Below are 14,493 nucleotides of genomic sequence, written 5' to 3'. Positions count from 1 at the left end.
CTTTATCAGAGCCGATCATCCTTGGTGCAGCGGGTGTCAGCGAAGAGGCGCATCCTTCTCACTGGTCGCTTCGGCCCACATTGCCTCCATGATATTCCGGCGCCGGTCGCGCGTTGTCTTGTCCAAGCTGGTGAAGGCGAGGGAGCGCATGTCGACTGGAACGTGTTTGGCTTCACGACGAATGATAGAGCCTTGGCTTCGCCAACTTGCTCCCTGAGCGGCCGTGCGGCTTTGCGGGCCTTCCAATATGCCGTGGCAAACTCTTCGGAGGTGAGAGCCCTGCGCCCTGGCGATCTGCTGGGGCATCCGCGAGATGAAGGTAAATGCCGGACGGTATCAGCAACCGCTTATGGATCTTCGCATGCAGCGGAACGAGAGGAGCGCGGCATGAGGACCTCAACTCGTTCGCAGAATTCCACACTCACTGGCGGCCTCTATGAACGCGTCGCGAGGGTCAAGGTCGGGTTCCCCGCCGTTGAGAGCACTGAGACATACCTTCCGAGCCGCCGCGTATGCCGGACCTTTCTGATTTGGCCAACTAGTCATCAAGCATTCTACAGCCTCCCTGGTGCTTTTCACGGTACGGAATTGGTCTTTTCCGTCGATCACCAGTTCCACGCTGCGGTCCCATATATCGTTTTTCACGAATTCCTCCGTTGGCGCCTATGATTGTCGGCGAGGCAGGTTGGCATAATCCAGATGCCAGCGCGCGGGACCAAAGTCCTGAGCAGGCAAAAATCCCGTTCAATCATCAAGCGCGTCGTTAACGCGGCCGTGATCTCACTTCATCATCGGTGGAAAGTCTTTAGGGATCGGGATCGGATTAGGAACCTCAGCAGGCGGCAAATCTGGGATCGGCTCCTCGTTCGGCGGCTGCGGTACATCGGGCGGGAGGTCGGGAACCGGTTCCGGCTTCGGACTGGGTTTCGGGTCTGGGGAAATGGTCGCCATAGCGGGGTCCTTTCTATGGCCCCAATCCATTCGTGGCGCAGTTTGTTCCTGACGACCTCAGTGAACGACAGTGATCACCGGGATGCCAGCTTCCTCGGCCGCTCGGATGAGCGCAGCTCTCGCATCTGCCGCCGCCGTCTTGCCGTGCAACGCCTCCAAACAGGTCTTTACGGCCACGAGGTATTCCTCCCCATCGTCGAAGGGCCAGGAAGCGAACAGGGCTTCGGCAGCGTCTCCCACCGACTTCACCAATCTGTATTTTTCAGAGCCACTCATCACCAGCATCAGCGGAGGGAATGCTCTGAATGTGTGCCCGTTCATTACACTCGAACTCCTGACGGTAAATACTTTAGTAACCGTGCAAGAGCCGTGCCGTGCGGGGTGGCAGCATGAACGAAATCCGTTTTCTCCTCAGCCTCTATGGCCCCCTGTCCTCGTCGGCGAGGGGAAATCATCCCGCACGTGCAGCTGATCTACCACGCGGTCGCCGAGCGGCATCCGGTTCTCTCCTCTCCTATGATCAGCCCTCAGCTCAACGCATTCGCCAGGATGATTGCCCAGGTGCACGGCATCAACGTCTGCCAGCAGCGCGATCCAATCCGCATGATGAGCCAGAAAGAGCAGGACGATTGCATTAAGTTCGCGACTTGGATCGACCGGCAGCCGCTCGAAATCATCCGCTGCCAGCGAGAGGGCATCACCCAACTGGTGACATATGCCCGCCGCTTCATCAAAAGCGCGCCAACGGCAAGACGCCTTTTATCGTCATCGACCACATTGGCATTGTGAAGCCGCGCGATCTGAAGCTGTCTGCGGGACCGCATCTCCGGTGGAGTCATAGTCGAGTTGAAGGCGCTGGCCGACGAGACCGAGAGCGCGATCCTCATCCTCAACCAGCGCAACACCTTCGGCACCCGCCGCGACAACCCACGGCCCATCTCGGCCGACCTATACGGGGGCGAGGGCGCCAAGGCCAACTATGACGCCATCGTCTAGCTCTACCGCGCCGAGAAGTACAAAGCTGATCGCGTGGCCATCGCCGCCACCGAAGCCGACTGGAAGAAGTTCAATAGTGTCTTCGGCTCGAACGTCGAGGGAATCGCCTAGATCGGCAGCATCAAATGCCGCTTCGGTGATCCGACCATTCGCGAGCGTATGACCTTCGAGGCGCAATTCACCCGATACGTATCGATGCGGCCAGAGCGCCCGGCCGGAGTTGGATCTGTGATGCAGACATCCTTCGCCTTTCCAATCAAGACGCGCAGCTTGACCAGGTCGTTCGGGTGCTCGTAGGCCGTGAGTTCGCTGGCACCGTTGGAATGCTTTTCTCGACCGCAGTCATGATGCGTGGTCCTCCGACCTCCTGCCGGCAGAGAATGGTAGCAACCGGCATGCTAATCACGGAACGCCGGTTAATGCGCGCGAACTGAATAGGGACATGATCAAGGCGGCTTCCTCGATCCTCGTCCAGAACCCCGCCTTGGCCCGCTCGCCGTCGCTCGTCGGTGATCAATGCAATCGACCTCGGCAGCTCCGGCGCAAGGCTAAGGCCATCAATTGCGGAATACCGACAAACCATGTTCTCCGCGTTTGATCGGCGTGAAATTCTACAAGCCCCTCCAGGGCGATCTACTTGACATGAGGAAGCGGCATGAACGTGGCGGTGTTTGCGGACTGTACCTATGAGCAGGTGCGGGCGAGAATCATCGAGGCAGCGGAGACGCTGGCTGCCTCGCATGCGGCTCTCGGGCCGCGCATGAGCCAGGGCGCATTCTTCCCGAGCCGGTGAGGCCAAACCTCACGCCAATTTGAGAACCGGGCGGCTATAGCCCGTTGGAGAGCAGCGAAACGCACATGTGGGCTTGACCCTGCACTTGGCGCCGAAGCCATGGCCCGCACCGGACGCGTGTGAAACAGCGGCATCATTCGTGTCTGAGGCTCTGCCTGGATTGGTCGCCGGAAGCATCCTCACTCGCCCGGGCTTCGGCTCGGGCGCCAATTCGACCCAAAGCAGAACTTGCTTTAAACACATTGGGGTGCAAAGGTCGTCCGTCGAAATTGCTAGTCGAGCTTCGTTTCACGCACCGCGCGTTCAAGCTGATCTTTCCTTTCAAAATCGATTTCTACGTCGTCTGGCGGCAAGCCGGAGGCGATTACCCGTTCGAAAGAAGGAAGATAGTATGAGCAAGACCAATGCAGCCGAGATCCGGCGAAGAGCCGAGCGCCAGGTTGCCAACACGAGTGGCGGCGGTCATCTCGGCGGCACCAATTTCGGCCAGGCCAATGATGCCAAGACCTCAGGGGGTAGTAGTCAAGGTGGGAACCGCCGCCCCAGCGGCGGCCGCAAATAGTGAGAGATTGGTTTGCTGACCAATCCCACGGAAATGACCATCACGGCCCGTCACCTTAAGCGGTGGCAGGCTTCCCATGCTTGCGTTGTGGCTTCACGCTCGTCCTGGTGCCGCGACACCTGGATTAGCCGTCAGCAGGCGACCGACCTCGGCAAGCCAACTCTGTAACATCGTACACAATGGCCGCGCCATGATTACCGGTGGCGGTCGTGACTATTGATGTACGATCAGGGAGCGCCACTAGGGACACCACCTAATCCGGGTTTATGAAAACAGGCACCGCAGCCTGTCCAATCAGGGTCAATTGCACAAACCTCATGTCATCCCTCCTGCACGCGAGGTTTGCCTTCGGATGAATACGGAAAAAGAGAACAAGGGCCCTTAGGTGGCCGCCCACAGCCCGCCCCGTAAGCGGTTTTTCATTCGGAGAGCGAGATGATCGAAACCATCCTCTGGCTAGCGTCATGCTGCTGGCCGTTCATTGGCTGCTCGACTACCCGCTGCAGAGCGACTTTCCTCTCCAGGGTTAAACAATCGGGTCCGCTGCGCGTTTATCACCTGATCGCACATTCCGGCATTCAAGACGCCGGCGTAGGGCTGGTCACCGGCAATGTGTGGCTCGGGTTAGCGGAATGGCTGGCTCACACGATCATCGACGAGGCAGCGGGGCGGGGCGGGACGACGTTCGCTCAGGATCAAGCCTCACACATCGCCTGCAAGGCCGTCTGGCTCGCCTACCTCCTCCTGTCCGCAACGCTGCTGCATGGATCGTCTAGCTCGCCCTGGTGGCGCTGACATTCGCGGCGGCCGCTCTCCCGGCATGGTGGCCAAACTGACGCTTCTGAAAGGAGCGGGTACTCCGACGTATGTTGGACTTCGGCTATTCGCCACGGCGAAAGTTCATCTTTCGCCGTTTCGGACTCTGTTTCTGTAGCGCTCTCGATCCTCTTCGGAGGCACCGGTCACTACATCCTGCCCGAGCACGCTCCGCGACGTTGGAGTGAGCCACGGCTTCGATGGATTTTCTTGTTCCCACAATAGCTTCGCCAGGCGCTCGATCTCGTCGTCTTTCATGAGACGCTCCCAAGGTTAAGCCATGCCATCTGAAAAACGCATGGCATGAGAAGTTCGCTCAAGCCCTCGCCAAAGCCAAGTTTCTCGGTTTCGACAGAGGCTTTGAGAATTTGTTAGAGTTATCGGAACGGCGGATTTGCTTCGATCCAGTTGCTCGTGTCTTTGTGGTATCGATCGTGCTTGTGGTTGTGAGTCAACTCGGACACCATCAGCCTATCGTCCTCTTGAAGGAACCGCTGATAGTAATCGTGAACTTCGGCAGCCGTGTTGGCCAGGTTAACGAGCCAACATGACAGCTGATATTTGTGCGCTCCGCGGCGCATGAGGTCACGAACAAGCGGCCGATAAAGGGGTGCGCTCTCCTTCTTGACGAGCTCGAAAGTCAGGATGAACGGAGGCATGCTCCCATCCTCTCTGCTACTGGGCCAGGGACGTACGATTGAGCCCGATCTCGCGGTACCGCGACATCCTTGACCCACCTCCAGTTGCTTTCTTGAAGAACGCACTTCAGTAGATTTGGTTCGAGGCAGCAAGCCGGTAGAAATTCCTATCGCGAAGTGCGAAGGCTCCACGACCAGTACAAATGATTTTGCTCACTCCCACCAATATAAACCGCGGTGGCGCCAGACATCCCGATTTCGCTTCGATCTCTTTGAGTGACCGCTCGTCAAGGTCTTGGTGCAAGGTCATAGCCAACGCATGCAAGTCCGTCATATTCGGCCTTGCCTGCTGGGCCAGATCAGCCTGTGCATTGATTGCGGCCATAGGGTCTTCGTCCGTCCAGTCCTCCAAGGTTTTAGGCACGGGGAACGTACCGCATTGGACTTTGTTCGTAACCGGTGTTCCGCTCCCACGTTGTCCTCGTCGCCCTGATCTGTGATCGCATAACTGCGCCGCGCGCGTCCATTGATGATGGCAGTCCGCTTCTCGCTCTTCCCATAGACATAGACGCCGGCGTAGAAAGAGTTTTTGAGGATGCCGATCACATTGCGATAACGGACTGGCTTCCATACGAAGTTGGTCATGCGCCCTTCATCCGACGGCCGCGGGAAGTGAATCTGATCTTTCGTCATCGACAGAAGCACCTGACGCGCACTTCCAAGCTCGTGGAAGCGGGCGAATATGGATCGGATCACCTCTTGCAGACGCAGATCGGGGTCCAGCCCAAGCCCCGCCTCCCGATGCCATATGTAGCCGAACGGAACGGAAAGGCGCAATTCGCCACGCCGCGCCTTCGATCTGGCGGCATCGAGCATGCGAGCTCTCAGCACGCCTAGTTCGAACTCGCTGATACTACCCTTCATCCCGAGCAGCAGACAATCATTGGGCCGACATGGATTGTAGACGCCGTCATGGTCAATGACGCGGGCTTCGACCAGGCCGCATAGTTCGAGCAGGTGATGCCAGTCCCGACCGTTGCGCGCAAGCCGTGAAGCATCGAAGCATAAGACGGCACCAACTTGGCCAGCGCATAAAAGGGCGACAAGACGGTCGAAACCAGGGCGCGCGACAGTTCCGCTGGCAGAGCGCCCGAGGTCGTCGTCGATGGTCTCGATGTCACTGAAGCCGTGGTGTCGCGCAACGTCAACAAGATCATACTGCCGTCGCTGGCTTTCCAGATTTGTCATGACCTGCGATTGCGAGGACTGCCGTACGTAGACGATGGCTTTGCGCGCGAGCAGCGCTGTCGGAATCAAATCAGTGTTGCTCATCGTTGAGCTCCTCGACGACGAGGCCTGCGGCCTGCATCAGCAGGCAAGCCAGCGTTGAAATCGCCTTCTTGCGATCCTTGTCGCTCAGTCCGTCGAGCATCCGGGTATTGAATATCAGGTCGAGCTGCCGGCCCGACGCCGGCACCAGCGTATCGCGGGATCTCATCATGGTCCTCCTGAGTGATTCTACGTCCACTTCGGAAGAGTGCCGCTATGGTGCCGCCAGAGACCAGCCTGTTCAATTCGACTAGCGCCGCAAGATCGACGCGTGGCGTTCCCATGGTCATGCCGCCGCACACCACAGGATCAATCATCCACCCTGAGATCGCGATGACGACACCTGTCGGCACCAAAACCTTTAGAAACCGGCCTGTCGCTCGTTCTTCGACACGGCAAATAGAAACTCTCTGGCCGAAATACGGATGCCAGCGGTAATAGACCTCAACGTCATCCCCGACATGGGCAGAATGAACGGGGCATTGCCCTCAATCGGAAGAACGCTCTCTTTACCGGCCATGAAGCTGGAGCGGAGAACTGGGCGACTATGGCCTCGCTTATAGAGACCTGCAAGCTCAATTCGGTTGATCCGTTTGCCTATCTGACTGCTACGCTCACCGCATCGTCAGCGGCCATAAGCAGAGTCAGATCGATGTGCTGATGCCGTGGAGCTGTTCACGGCGGACAAACAGCTAAAGTCTGCGGTCGGCTCAAAGCGAAAAACGATGTTACGCGGGGTCAATGCACATGGCCAAATCTCAAGCGAGCGGCCCCTCCATGGTCTCTTCCAGGCTATCCGACCGCTTGTTCACTGCCACCGTGCGCAGCGATGAACATGGCGACCGCCGACCGGCAATAGGATTCGATCTCGTTGTCGTCCTCTGCTCTGGCGTCGTCGAAGCGTGCGATAATCAGGAGATCGGAGCCCTTGAAAAGCGCGGCAAACAAGCGGGCGGACCGGAGAGGATCGGGCACGTTCAGAAGCGACTTTGCATGCAACTGACGCAACAAGCTCTCGATTTGCGCAATGATATGGGCGGGGCCTGCTTCGTAATGGACCTTGCTCAACGACTTCTGGTTTGGCGTGTCGGCCATGACCATGGCTTCGACATTGCGGACCTCCGGGCGCAGAAGCGTGCGAAGCAGTGACGATCCCGCCGCCATGAGCTGATCTTCGGCTGAACCATCGACGCCATCAAAAAGCTTCTGCGGCACCAATTGCTGGCAGCGGGCCGCAAAGGCCGCACCAAATAACGCCTCCTTGTTCTCGAAATGCTTGTAGATGCTCAGCTTGGATATCTTCGCGCGCTGAGCGACCTGATCCAACGTCGCCCCATGAAATCCCAGTTCCTCAAACAGTTCGCACGCGGCATCTACTATCGTTTGACCGAGCGCCTCGTTGGTGGGCCTGCCCCGTCGGTTCTGGACATCTTCACTCATGACAATTGCGATCCTTGACAGTATCGTTATTCGAATTTACGATACCATTCAGTATCCGAAACGTGCAAGAAGCTGGCCGCAATGTCGGCCATTGGCGTCCCTCCGGCTGAGGCCACCACAAAATCCAATCCAGCCCCCTCTATCCGCAACTCGGAGCCCACCACAATGAATCACGTGATCATCATCGGCGGCAGGTTTGCTGGCCTCGCCGCCGCTCTGCAGCTTGGTCGTGCCCGCCGCAATGTCATCGTTCTCGATACCGGCCTTCAGCGCAACCGCTTCGCTGGCCGCTCGCACGGTGTGCTCGGCCACGACGACAAGCCACCGGCCGACATCCTGGCTGTGGCGCGGCAGCAACTCGCGCGCTACCCTGCTATAAGGATGGTCAATGCCCGCGCGGACGGCATCTCCGGTACAATCGACAATTTCTCTGTTCTTACTGGCGATGGTGAAACACTTAGCGCGCGCCGCCTCATACTGAGCTATGGCGTTGTCGATCAGATGCCTGATGTTCCGGGTTTTGCCGAGAACTGGGGCACATCCGTCATTCCATGCCCCTACTGCGACGGCTTCGAAGTAGCTGACCAGCATTGGGGCCTTGTCTGGTCTGGCCCGCAGTCGATGAATCAGGTCAGGCTGTTTAAAGATTGGACTGACAGGTTGACCGTCTTCGGCAATGGTCACGACATCACCCTCGACATAAGGACCGATCTAGCGGACCGCCAAGTACCTCTCGTTGATGGTCGGATCATCGAAATTGCACGCCAGGGGAGCCATGGGGCAATCATCAAGATGGATACTGGGCCCAATGTCGCGGTCGATATCCTGTTCGCCCATCCGCGCAATAAGCCGTCCGCAACCCTTCATGACGCACTGGGCCTGGCCACGGTCAATACGCCAACCGGCATCGCCCTCAAAACCGACGAGCGCCGTGAAACCAGCATGCCTGGCATCTACGCCGCCGGTGACCTTTCCAACCCTGGCATCCCCTCGGTCACTACGGCGATATGGCAAGGCGCGATGGCGGGTATCTTCGCTCAGCAGTCGATGCTCATTTAAGAGCACAGATTCCGACCCGGAGGCAATCGATCTTGCGACGCTAGGCGGCGTGGCCAGCGCGCTCGCTGATCAGCCCCATTAGATACGCGCCCGCGCCTCGGCTGCGGTTCGTGCTTCCTTCGCGGACCGCCCCGGTATGACCGCTTTTGGCGCTTGGTTGCCATCACCTCCCAGCGGGTTGGTATCGTTACCTCCCACCGCGCTTGGTCAACGTGCGAAGAGAACACCGCTTACCTTTGTTCTCCGGGATAAGCCACCCTTCACGGCGTAAAGTGGGTCAACCGGACTAAAGCAGAGAGCTATCGATCGTCGGGATCTCGCCTGCCTCTACCCTCATCTTCGCTTGTGTAAGTGCGAACTCTTTGGCTTCTGGGTTCGGTGGAGGATCATCGCCAAGGCGGTTCTCGTGATCCGAAATCGGCCGCAGGAGGGCAGATGTACTCGGCAATGTCTTCTATCCCCGATAGCTCCTCCTGGGCTGGTTCATCGGATATCGGGCAAGTGTCGATGTACCAATTCATTCACTCCCCAGGTTGCATTGGAGGTTGGCGCAAGTGCTTCCCGGAGGCAAGATGGCTTCGCTAGCTGATTGTAAGTAGGAACCGCTACTTTTTAAGTGCCTTCGCGGCAAGCTCATTCGCTTTCTCGCGACTGTTGCCCGCCTGCTTAATGATCTCTCTCGCCTGCTCGGTGGTGAGACGGTGCTTTCGCCTGAAGTATTCCAGCTTATAGGGTTGTCCGGCGGCCGCACGAGCCCGGTCACGACCCACGATCCGCGAAGGCTTCACGGTCACCGAATAACCCGCAGTCTCTGCCGCGATCCGGATGGATGGCGGTGTTCCGGGCTGGATAGCCCAACCCACCCCAATGACATCGCCATCAACTCCTAGAAAGGGCAAGCTCAATGGCTAATACGCTCACCGGTCTTACGCCCACGCTTTACAATACGTTCGACGTCATTTTCGCCGAACGATGGTAACCAGACCATCGGAACGTCCAGATGACCATCACCAAGGCACGCCGCGTACCGATCCGCTGGAACGGCGAAGAAAAGCGCGCTCTCGACAACAACGGCGCCAACTACAACATCATCCCTCGCGACCAGTTTGCCCATCCGCACGCTGGTGAACGAAATCGAAGCCGATCTTGGCGCGCTACATGTGAATGCATCTCGCGCTGTCGGTACGGCCGGAGCGGCGCCTTTTGGTACCGCCTACGATCTCAGCGATACCGCTGGCGCGCTGCGCATCCTCTACGACGACGGCGCCCAGGGACTGGACTTCCAGATTGTGCTTGGTTCCGGCGCGATGCAGAACCTCTGCGGTAAGCGGTCGGTTCTCTTCAAGGTCAACGAAGCCGGCCGCGAAGACATGCTCCGCAACGGCATCACCGATCGCCTGCAGAACTTCGCACTTCGCAACTCCCTGGTGTGAAGGACTTCACCAAGGGCACTGGTGCATCGGCAACGACGAACACTGCGAGCTATGCCGTCGGCACGACTGTGATCACGCTAGCGTCTGCGGGCACGGCACGATCCTTGCTGGTGACGTCATCACCTTCGCAGGAGATACCAACCAGTATGTGGTGGCCTCTGGTGACTCCGACGTATTGAACGCTGGTACGATCATGTGCAGGATCCGGGCCTTCGTCAGGCTATCCCAGCCTCTGCAACGGCGATTACGGTTGTCGGCAACTCCGCTCGCAACATGTTCTTCCCGCGCTCGGCTATTGCTCTCGCCACCCGAGCGCCGGCTCTCCCTGCAAAGGGCGATATGGCGGCCGACCGCATCATCATCACCGATCCGCTCTCCGGTCTTTCCTCGAGGTCTCGCCTTACGAGCAGTATCGCCAGATCCAGTAAGAGATCGCAGCGGCCTGGGGCTGCCCAGCGATCAAGAAGGACCACATCGGTCTGCTGCTTGGCTGACCGGTCTGAATACCGGCCGGGGCTTCGAACCCGGCCTAATTCTCGTCTGCTGAGGCTCGACCTGGTGAATTACCCTCAGGCTCGCTAATGGCTTGATTCAGGTTGATGTTCAGCAAGTGGCAGAGTTCTTCTGCCTCAGCCCTCCGGAGCCCCTTGAGTGGCGTTCCGGGTGGCATCTCCGCAAGCAGACTGGTGTGAGAGTCGACGACGTCCCAGCCGGTCAGCAAATTTCGCGTCAAGTTGTATCTGTTGGTGCTCATCGGCAATCGAACGCAATCTCGGGCGGTTTGTTCCAAGCAAAAACTCATTCAACCGGAGAACGAACATGGAAACGAATAGGTTGATGCGATGTGGATTAGATGGGCTAAGAAGTTTTTCGCTACCGCAGAGCTTTGGCGCTGTAAGCGGCGGCCAAGAATTCCTCGTAGCCGGCAACCCTTGGCGACGACTGGTCGGGCGCTTCGTCAAGAAAGGTGCGAGCTTCGACGTTTAAATCCGACCCGGGTTTCACCAGGCGGACGAGCGGCGAGTATTGTGCTAACCACTGGTTTTTATGTGTCTTCACGTCGAACAGTAGCGTTGGCACATGGCACAAAATGCTAAATATCGCCATGTGGAAACGGCCGCCGATGTGCAGACCGCATCGGGACAATGTCTCAGCAGCCTTCTCGATACTGGCGGTTTCAGCGAAGATACCGCCCCGTGCCACTATGTCCCGCTCGAATTCGGCGAGGCGATCAACGGCGTGGGTGAGCACTATGGGGCGCAGGGAAAGCGTGTCACATGCGTCAATTGCGGCTTTGAATATCGTGATGTCATCCGCCGGATCGTTGCGAGCGCCAGTGGTTATCAGACAACCATCTCGCTCCGAGGCTTGGGGCGGAGGGATGCGTAGAAAGGCGGCATCCGGCAGAAATCTTACATTGTGATGACTTGCCGATATTTCATCGCGTGCCGCAACGAACTTCAGCGTTTCGAACAGCATGCGAAGATAGACGTCCCGCTCGTCTGAGTAGATTGGGATGGTACCGTTCAAGACGGCATAGGGTTTCCCTATTTGCTGTGCAAGGAGCACGGGCGTGAAAAAGGTTGCAAGGCCCTCCATTGTCGTCTTGGGATCAAGAGAACCTTCCGGTTGGAGGACCACGAAACTGGACTCCATGATGGTACCGAGGGCGTTGTCGCCATAGCCAACCCGCAGACGGTTCTTGAGTTCATCTTGATCTGGATTTTTCACGGCGATGCTTATCGCGAAATCTTCTCGAAAGGCTGAAAACCGAAACCCAAGTGACGTGATCGCGGCTTCAGGGAAGATCTTGCGGATCTTATTTTTTAACCCTTGGCTCGTTAGCCGACATCCTATGTTGACCCGGAAGTCCGTGTCATTGAATAACGCCAGCTTGAAATTGCCGTTTGAACTTTTCGCCCGCGCCAATTCCTCGACGAATGTCCGGTAATGGGTCCAGAAGCCCGAAGTATCGCCGGCAAGTTTTCTGTCACAGAGCTCGAGCGCGTGGCCATACATTTTCTCATCGACAAGCAACCCGACACCTCGACGAAGTTTGGCGTCCTGATGCGGCTTGTCCTTAACGGCCTCAAAGATGTGATTTGCGAACTTTTGCTTGTCTTTGCCTTTGTTGGCCTTGCCCAGGCGCCAATGAATGGCTGAAGAGATAGCGCTTAGCATGGCGGCCGAGAACCTTCTAAACACATCGAATAAATCTAAATGTGCATAGTCAGGTTTATAGATCAAGCGCTTCTTGATACTTGGTCGGAGATAACCGACAACGCTGAGTACTCAACGATAATCACTATAATTTGCCAGCGCCTGCTGAATTCGCTCCGGCCGATGAAGATAATCCGTAGGCATGTACTCGGTACACTAGCCACCGCTCCCTGCGCCTTCTCCGCCAAGGAACAACAATGAACCGCTCAAACTTTTACGCGGCGCTTCGCGGCCCCGCGGAGGCGGAGACCCTGCGTAGGGTCCCGGGCTGATGGTTTTTAGACCTCGCCGCCGCCCCATGGTCCTCTGTTACTCCTCTGTCTTTTGGACCTGCCGGAAGCCCTCGATCTCTTCCGGCTCCTTCTCATCCATACGCGTAATCTCGTTCCTCGCCTCGCCCTGCGTATGAAGCAGTTCGTCTAGTTTGGCGTGAATGGCTTGGGTGTCTCGGTGCTCGGCGCGCTGGATGAACAACGTCATCAACCATGTGGCAAGCGTGGCAGCGCCATGCCAATCAATGTCTTCGGGCTGAAGACGAGCCATCCGATGGCATAAAGGAATACGATCACGAAAGCCGATGCACGAGCAGTCCAAGTACCTAGGTGTGTCAAAAAGGATTGCCACTGCATCGGGTTCTCCATCCATTGCTGGAGCCGCAACCCGCCTCGCGCATCCTAGTTCCACCTGATACCCCAAAGGCCACTCGCTGAGGCGGGCTTCACTTTCAAGAACACCCTACAATGCACGCACAAACTTCCACGCGGCGCTTCGCTGCGAGGGTGGAGACCCGGCATAGGATCTGGGGTCCTGCCGAGTCTCGCTTTGCGGCAACTGCAACTAATCGCCGCGCGGCGTCCTTAGCAGAGGCACACCTCTCTGGAACTACCCGATTTTTCAAGGGTCTTAGTCGCGGGCGACAGTACGGCGCGGCAACTTGAGGCTCGCGCGTATTCGGCCGTCTCAATGAACGTCTACGGGTACCCGGAGATTGATATGCGCCACGGCCGTTCGATCCGAGACTTAGGTCAAGGCAAGAACCGGCGCGGCGAGGATCATCAGTGCCATGATTGAGGCTGCCGCCAATTTAATTCTGCGGACACGCCGGGTACGCACACCAGCCCAGTCATAGACCATATCGAAGATCCTCATGATCATCGGGCACAAGCGGGAATCGACTTCCGGCTTTGTGCTCACGCTAACTCACGTATTGCAAGCAGCTCGCTTTGTCGCGCCGGTAGCTTGCTTGAACCTTTCGACAACTCTGAGCATTCTATGGTTCGTGCGAAATTCCTCGCGACCGTGCGCGCCTCTTTGTTTAAAGGGGCGCTGTCGCAGTTTTCAGGTCAGCGGTATCGAGGCGATCCTCGACGAAGCTGGCAAGGCTGAGATCGACCCGCGCAGGCTGGCCTACATGCTGGCGACGGCTTTCCATGAGACCGCCCAGACCATGCTGCCGGTAATTGAGACGCGGCTGCCGAACGAGGATGAAAACCCGACCGTTGACCAGGCGATCGCCCTCTCGAAAGCTCATGGAAGCGGGGCCGGATGCCGTGGGTCAAATCTCCTTATTGGCGCAATGACATACAAGAGAAGACCTGGCTCGGCCGTGGGCTCGTACAGCTGACCCAGAAGGCTAACTATGAGCGCATGAGCCCGATCGTCGGCGTCGATCTCGTCGCGGAGCCGGACCTCGCCATGCACGACGATGTCGCCGTGAAGATCATGTTCACCGGCATGACCCGGGGCAGTTTACCGGCCGCAAGCTCTCAAACTACTTCGATGCCGACACGACCAACTGGATCAACGCCCGTCGGATCATCAACGGCATTGATCGGGTTGAGGACATCGCAAGCTACGCCAAGCGCTTCGATGAAGCCCTGAAGGGTGTCAACGCATGAAGTTCTTCATGGCTCACAAGGCCTCGCCGGATCGGGCCGTTCGCCGGCGGATCATCATCCTGTCGCTGCTTCGGATTGCGATCGTCACATACCTGGCTGTCTCGCACTCAGCGATCGCCATGAATCTGATCCTGCTCTTCGGCGGCATCATCGGCAGCTATGTGTTCGGCGCCGTGTGGGAGACGAACTCAGCCCGCAAGGTGGTCGTGCCAGCAGGCGATAGAGCAGGGCGATACCGACACAACCATTGAGGTGAAGCCATGATCTTCGGCCTATCGACCCCTTGCCGCCGCTCTCGCCCCCGGCCTTCTGTTTCTCTTGGCGGCTGGCGTTGCATATCTCGCCGTTCGGGAGATCA

The 14,493-nt window shown here is 57.8% G+C and carries 19 protein-coding genes and 2 pseudogenes; 11 read left to right on the top strand and 10 right to left on the bottom strand.

Going from position 1 to position 14,493, the window contains the following annotated elements:
* Nucleotides 1–396: 396 nt before the first annotated feature.
* Together ACPYOI_RS00605 and ACPYOI_RS00600 are read right to left on the bottom strand one after the other, a co-directional pair.
* The gene (locus ACPYOI_RS00605; RefSeq protein ID WP_481422404.1) at nt 397–618 is read right to left on the bottom strand and encodes a DUF982 domain-containing protein; all 222 of its coding nucleotides are present in this window, start codon (nt 616–618) and stop codon (nt 397–399) included.
* Between the two features lie 390 nt (nt 619–1,008).
* Nucleotides 1,009–1,272 (bottom strand): DUF982 domain-containing protein, encoded by a 264-nt coding sequence (locus ACPYOI_RS00600; protein ID WP_168832256.1) that lies wholly within the window; start codon nt 1,270–1,272, stop codon nt 1,009–1,011.
* Between the two features lie 141 nt (nt 1,273–1,413).
* Here ACPYOI_RS00600 and ACPYOI_RS00595 point away from each other — a divergent pair, with 141 nt between their 5' ends.
* From ACPYOI_RS00595 to ACPYOI_RS00575, 5 genes are all read left to right on the top strand, one after another.
* Nucleotides 1,414–1,740 (top strand): hypothetical protein, encoded by a 327-nt coding sequence (locus ACPYOI_RS00595; protein ID WP_481415538.1) that lies wholly within the window; start codon nt 1,414–1,416, stop codon nt 1,738–1,740.
* A gap of 57 nt (nt 1,741–1,797) precedes the next feature.
* Nucleotides 1,798–1,947: a hypothetical protein gene (locus tag ACPYOI_RS00590; RefSeq protein ID WP_481415539.1), complete on the top strand. Its 150-nt coding sequence runs from the start codon at nt 1,798–1,800 to the stop codon at nt 1,945–1,947.
* 655 nt (nt 1,948–2,602) lie between these two features.
* Complete coding sequence (locus ACPYOI_RS00585) at nt 2,603–2,740, top strand: hypothetical protein (protein WP_481415540.1); 138 nt, start codon at nt 2,603–2,605, stop codon at nt 2,738–2,740.
* A gap of 391 nt (nt 2,741–3,131) precedes the next feature.
* Complete coding sequence (locus ACPYOI_RS00580) at nt 3,132–3,302, top strand: hypothetical protein (RefSeq protein WP_168832272.1); 171 nt, start codon at nt 3,132–3,134, stop codon at nt 3,300–3,302.
* A 435-nt stretch (nt 3,303–3,737) separates the two neighbouring features.
* Nucleotides 3,738–4,097, top strand: coding sequence for a hypothetical protein (locus ACPYOI_RS00575; protein ID WP_481415541.1), 360 nt, complete (start codon nt 3,738–3,740; stop codon nt 4,095–4,097).
* A gap of 105 nt (nt 4,098–4,202) precedes the next feature.
* Here ACPYOI_RS00575 and ACPYOI_RS00570 read toward each other — a convergent pair whose 3' ends face one another.
* The 4 genes and pseudogenes from ACPYOI_RS00570 to ACPYOI_RS00555 all read right to left on the bottom strand — a co-directional run bounded on the left by ACPYOI_RS00570 (nt 4,203) and on the right by ACPYOI_RS00555 (nt 6,254).
* Nucleotides 4,203–4,376: a hypothetical protein gene (locus ACPYOI_RS00570; RefSeq protein ID WP_481415542.1), complete on the bottom strand. Its 174-nt coding sequence runs from the start codon at nt 4,374–4,376 to the stop codon at nt 4,203–4,205.
* A gap of 119 nt (nt 4,377–4,495) precedes the next feature.
* On the bottom strand, nt 4,496–4,777 hold the full coding sequence (locus ACPYOI_RS00565) for a hypothetical protein (protein ID WP_481422395.1): 282 nt from the start codon (nt 4,775–4,777) through the stop codon (nt 4,496–4,498).
* 483 nt (nt 4,778–5,260) lie between these two features.
* Nucleotides 5,261–6,088: pseudogene (locus ACPYOI_RS00560) on the bottom strand (recombinase family protein); the annotation flags it as partial.
* Nucleotides 6,075–6,254, bottom strand: coding sequence for a hypothetical protein (locus ACPYOI_RS00555; protein WP_481415543.1), 180 nt, complete (start codon nt 6,252–6,254; stop codon nt 6,075–6,077). The pseudogene ACPYOI_RS00560 and the gene ACPYOI_RS00555, both read right to left, overlap by 14 nt.
* 306 nt (nt 6,255–6,560) lie before the next feature.
* On the opposite strand from ACPYOI_RS00555, the pseudogene ACPYOI_RS00550 reads away from it, so the two are divergent.
* A pseudogene (locus tag ACPYOI_RS00550) lies at nt 6,561–6,781 on the top strand (transposase domain-containing protein); the annotation flags it as partial.
* Between the two features lie 96 nt (nt 6,782–6,877).
* On the opposite strand, the gene ACPYOI_RS00545 reads toward ACPYOI_RS00550, so the two are convergent.
* Nucleotides 6,878–7,525, bottom strand: coding sequence for a TetR/AcrR family transcriptional regulator (locus ACPYOI_RS00545; RefSeq protein ID WP_481415544.1), 648 nt, complete (start codon nt 7,523–7,525; stop codon nt 6,878–6,880).
* A gap of 165 nt (nt 7,526–7,690) precedes the next feature.
* Between ACPYOI_RS00545 and ACPYOI_RS00540 the strand changes: the two genes are divergently transcribed.
* Nucleotides 7,691–8,584, top strand: a complete 894-nt coding sequence (locus ACPYOI_RS00540) for an NAD(P)/FAD-dependent oxidoreductase (protein ID WP_481415545.1) — start codon at nt 7,691–7,693, stop codon at nt 8,582–8,584.
* Between the two features lie 1,106 nt (nt 8,585–9,690).
* Nucleotides 9,691–10,017: a hypothetical protein gene (locus tag ACPYOI_RS00535; protein WP_481415546.1), complete on the top strand. Its 327-nt coding sequence runs from the start codon at nt 9,691–9,693 to the stop codon at nt 10,015–10,017.
* Between the two features lie 873 nt (nt 10,018–10,890).
* On the opposite strand, the gene ACPYOI_RS00530 is transcribed toward ACPYOI_RS00535, so the two are convergent.
* The 3 genes from ACPYOI_RS00530 to ACPYOI_RS00520 form a co-directional block, all read right to left on the bottom strand.
* The gene (locus tag ACPYOI_RS00530; RefSeq protein ID WP_481415605.1) at nt 10,891–12,198 is read right to left on the bottom strand and encodes a polysaccharide pyruvyl transferase family protein; all 1,308 of its coding nucleotides are present in this window, start codon (nt 12,196–12,198) and stop codon (nt 10,891–10,893) included.
* Between the two features lie 348 nt (nt 12,199–12,546).
* Nucleotides 12,547–12,780, bottom strand: coding sequence for a low affinity iron permease family protein (locus ACPYOI_RS00525; RefSeq protein WP_481415547.1), 234 nt, complete (start codon nt 12,778–12,780; stop codon nt 12,547–12,549).
* Between the two features lie 477 nt (nt 12,781–13,257).
* Complete coding sequence (locus ACPYOI_RS00520; protein WP_481415548.1) at nt 13,258–13,431, bottom strand: hypothetical protein; 174 nt, start codon at nt 13,429–13,431, stop codon at nt 13,258–13,260.
* Here ACPYOI_RS00520 and ACPYOI_RS00515 point away from each other — a divergent pair.
* From ACPYOI_RS00515 to ACPYOI_RS00505, 3 genes are read left to right on the top strand one after another with little or no spacing between them, the layout of a single operon-like run.
* Complete coding sequence (locus tag ACPYOI_RS00515) at nt 13,385–13,861, top strand: hypothetical protein (RefSeq protein WP_481422406.1); 477 nt, start codon at nt 13,385–13,387, stop codon at nt 13,859–13,861. The genes ACPYOI_RS00520 and ACPYOI_RS00515 overlap by 47 nt on opposite strands.
* A complete protein-coding gene (locus ACPYOI_RS00510) occupies nt 13,783–14,118 on the top strand; it encodes a glycoside hydrolase family 19 protein (RefSeq protein WP_481422394.1) in 336 nt (111 codons plus the stop codon). Before ACPYOI_RS00515 ends, ACPYOI_RS00510 begins: the two co-directional genes overlap by 79 nt.
* A gap of 13 nt (nt 14,119–14,131) precedes the next feature.
* Nucleotides 14,132–14,386, top strand: a complete 255-nt coding sequence (locus ACPYOI_RS00505; RefSeq protein ID WP_481422393.1) for a hypothetical protein — start codon at nt 14,132–14,134, stop codon at nt 14,384–14,386.
* Nucleotides 14,387–14,493 lie beyond the last annotated feature (107 nt).

The organism is Rhizobium sp. SVR5-2C (assembly GCF_056755115.1).
The sequence above is the reverse complement of the archived record's forward strand: the minus strand, read 5'-3'. Positions and strand labels throughout refer to the sequence as shown.

Coding starts and splice junctions, on each gene's coding strand:
- ACPYOI_RS00505 (WP_481422393.1), top strand. CDS start 14,132: ATGAAGTTCTTCATGGCTCACAAGGCCTCGCCGGATCGGGCCGTTCGC.
- ACPYOI_RS00525 (WP_481415547.1), bottom strand. CDS start 12,780: ATGGCTCGTCTTCAGCCCGAAGACATTGATTGGCATGGCGCTGCCACG.
- ACPYOI_RS00565 (WP_481422395.1), bottom strand. CDS start 4,777: ATGCCTCCGTTCATCCTGACTTTCGAGCTCGTCAAGAAGGAGAGCGCA.
- ACPYOI_RS00545 (WP_481415544.1), bottom strand. CDS start 7,525: ATGAGTGAAGATGTCCAGAACCGACGGGGCAGGCCCACCAACGAGGCG.
- ACPYOI_RS00555 (WP_481415543.1), bottom strand. CDS start 6,254: ATGAGATCCCGCGATACGCTGGTGCCGGCGTCGGGCCGGCAGCTCGAC.
- ACPYOI_RS00510 (WP_481422394.1), top strand. CDS start 13,783: ATGCCGTGGGTCAAATCTCCTTATTGGCGCAATGACATACAAGAGAAG.
- ACPYOI_RS00600 (WP_168832256.1), bottom strand. CDS start 1,272: ATGAACGGGCACACATTCAGAGCATTCCCTCCGCTGATGCTGGTGATG.
- ACPYOI_RS00575 (WP_481415541.1), top strand. CDS start 3,738: ATGATCGAAACCATCCTCTGGCTAGCGTCATGCTGCTGGCCGTTCATT.
- ACPYOI_RS00580 (WP_168832272.1), top strand. CDS start 3,132: ATGAGCAAGACCAATGCAGCCGAGATCCGGCGAAGAGCCGAGCGCCAG.
- ACPYOI_RS00570 (WP_481415542.1), bottom strand. CDS start 4,376: ATGAAAGACGACGAGATCGAGCGCCTGGCGAAGCTATTGTGGGAACAA.
- ACPYOI_RS00515 (WP_481422406.1), top strand. CDS start 13,385: ATGATCATCGGGCACAAGCGGGAATCGACTTCCGGCTTTGTGCTCACG.
- ACPYOI_RS00530 (WP_481415605.1), bottom strand. CDS start 12,198: ATGCTAAGCGCTATCTCTTCAGCCATTCATTGGCGCCTGGGCAAGGCC.
- ACPYOI_RS00585 (WP_481415540.1), top strand. CDS start 2,603: ATGAACGTGGCGGTGTTTGCGGACTGTACCTATGAGCAGGTGCGGGCG.
- ACPYOI_RS00540 (WP_481415545.1), top strand. CDS start 7,691: ATGAATCACGTGATCATCATCGGCGGCAGGTTTGCTGGCCTCGCCGCC.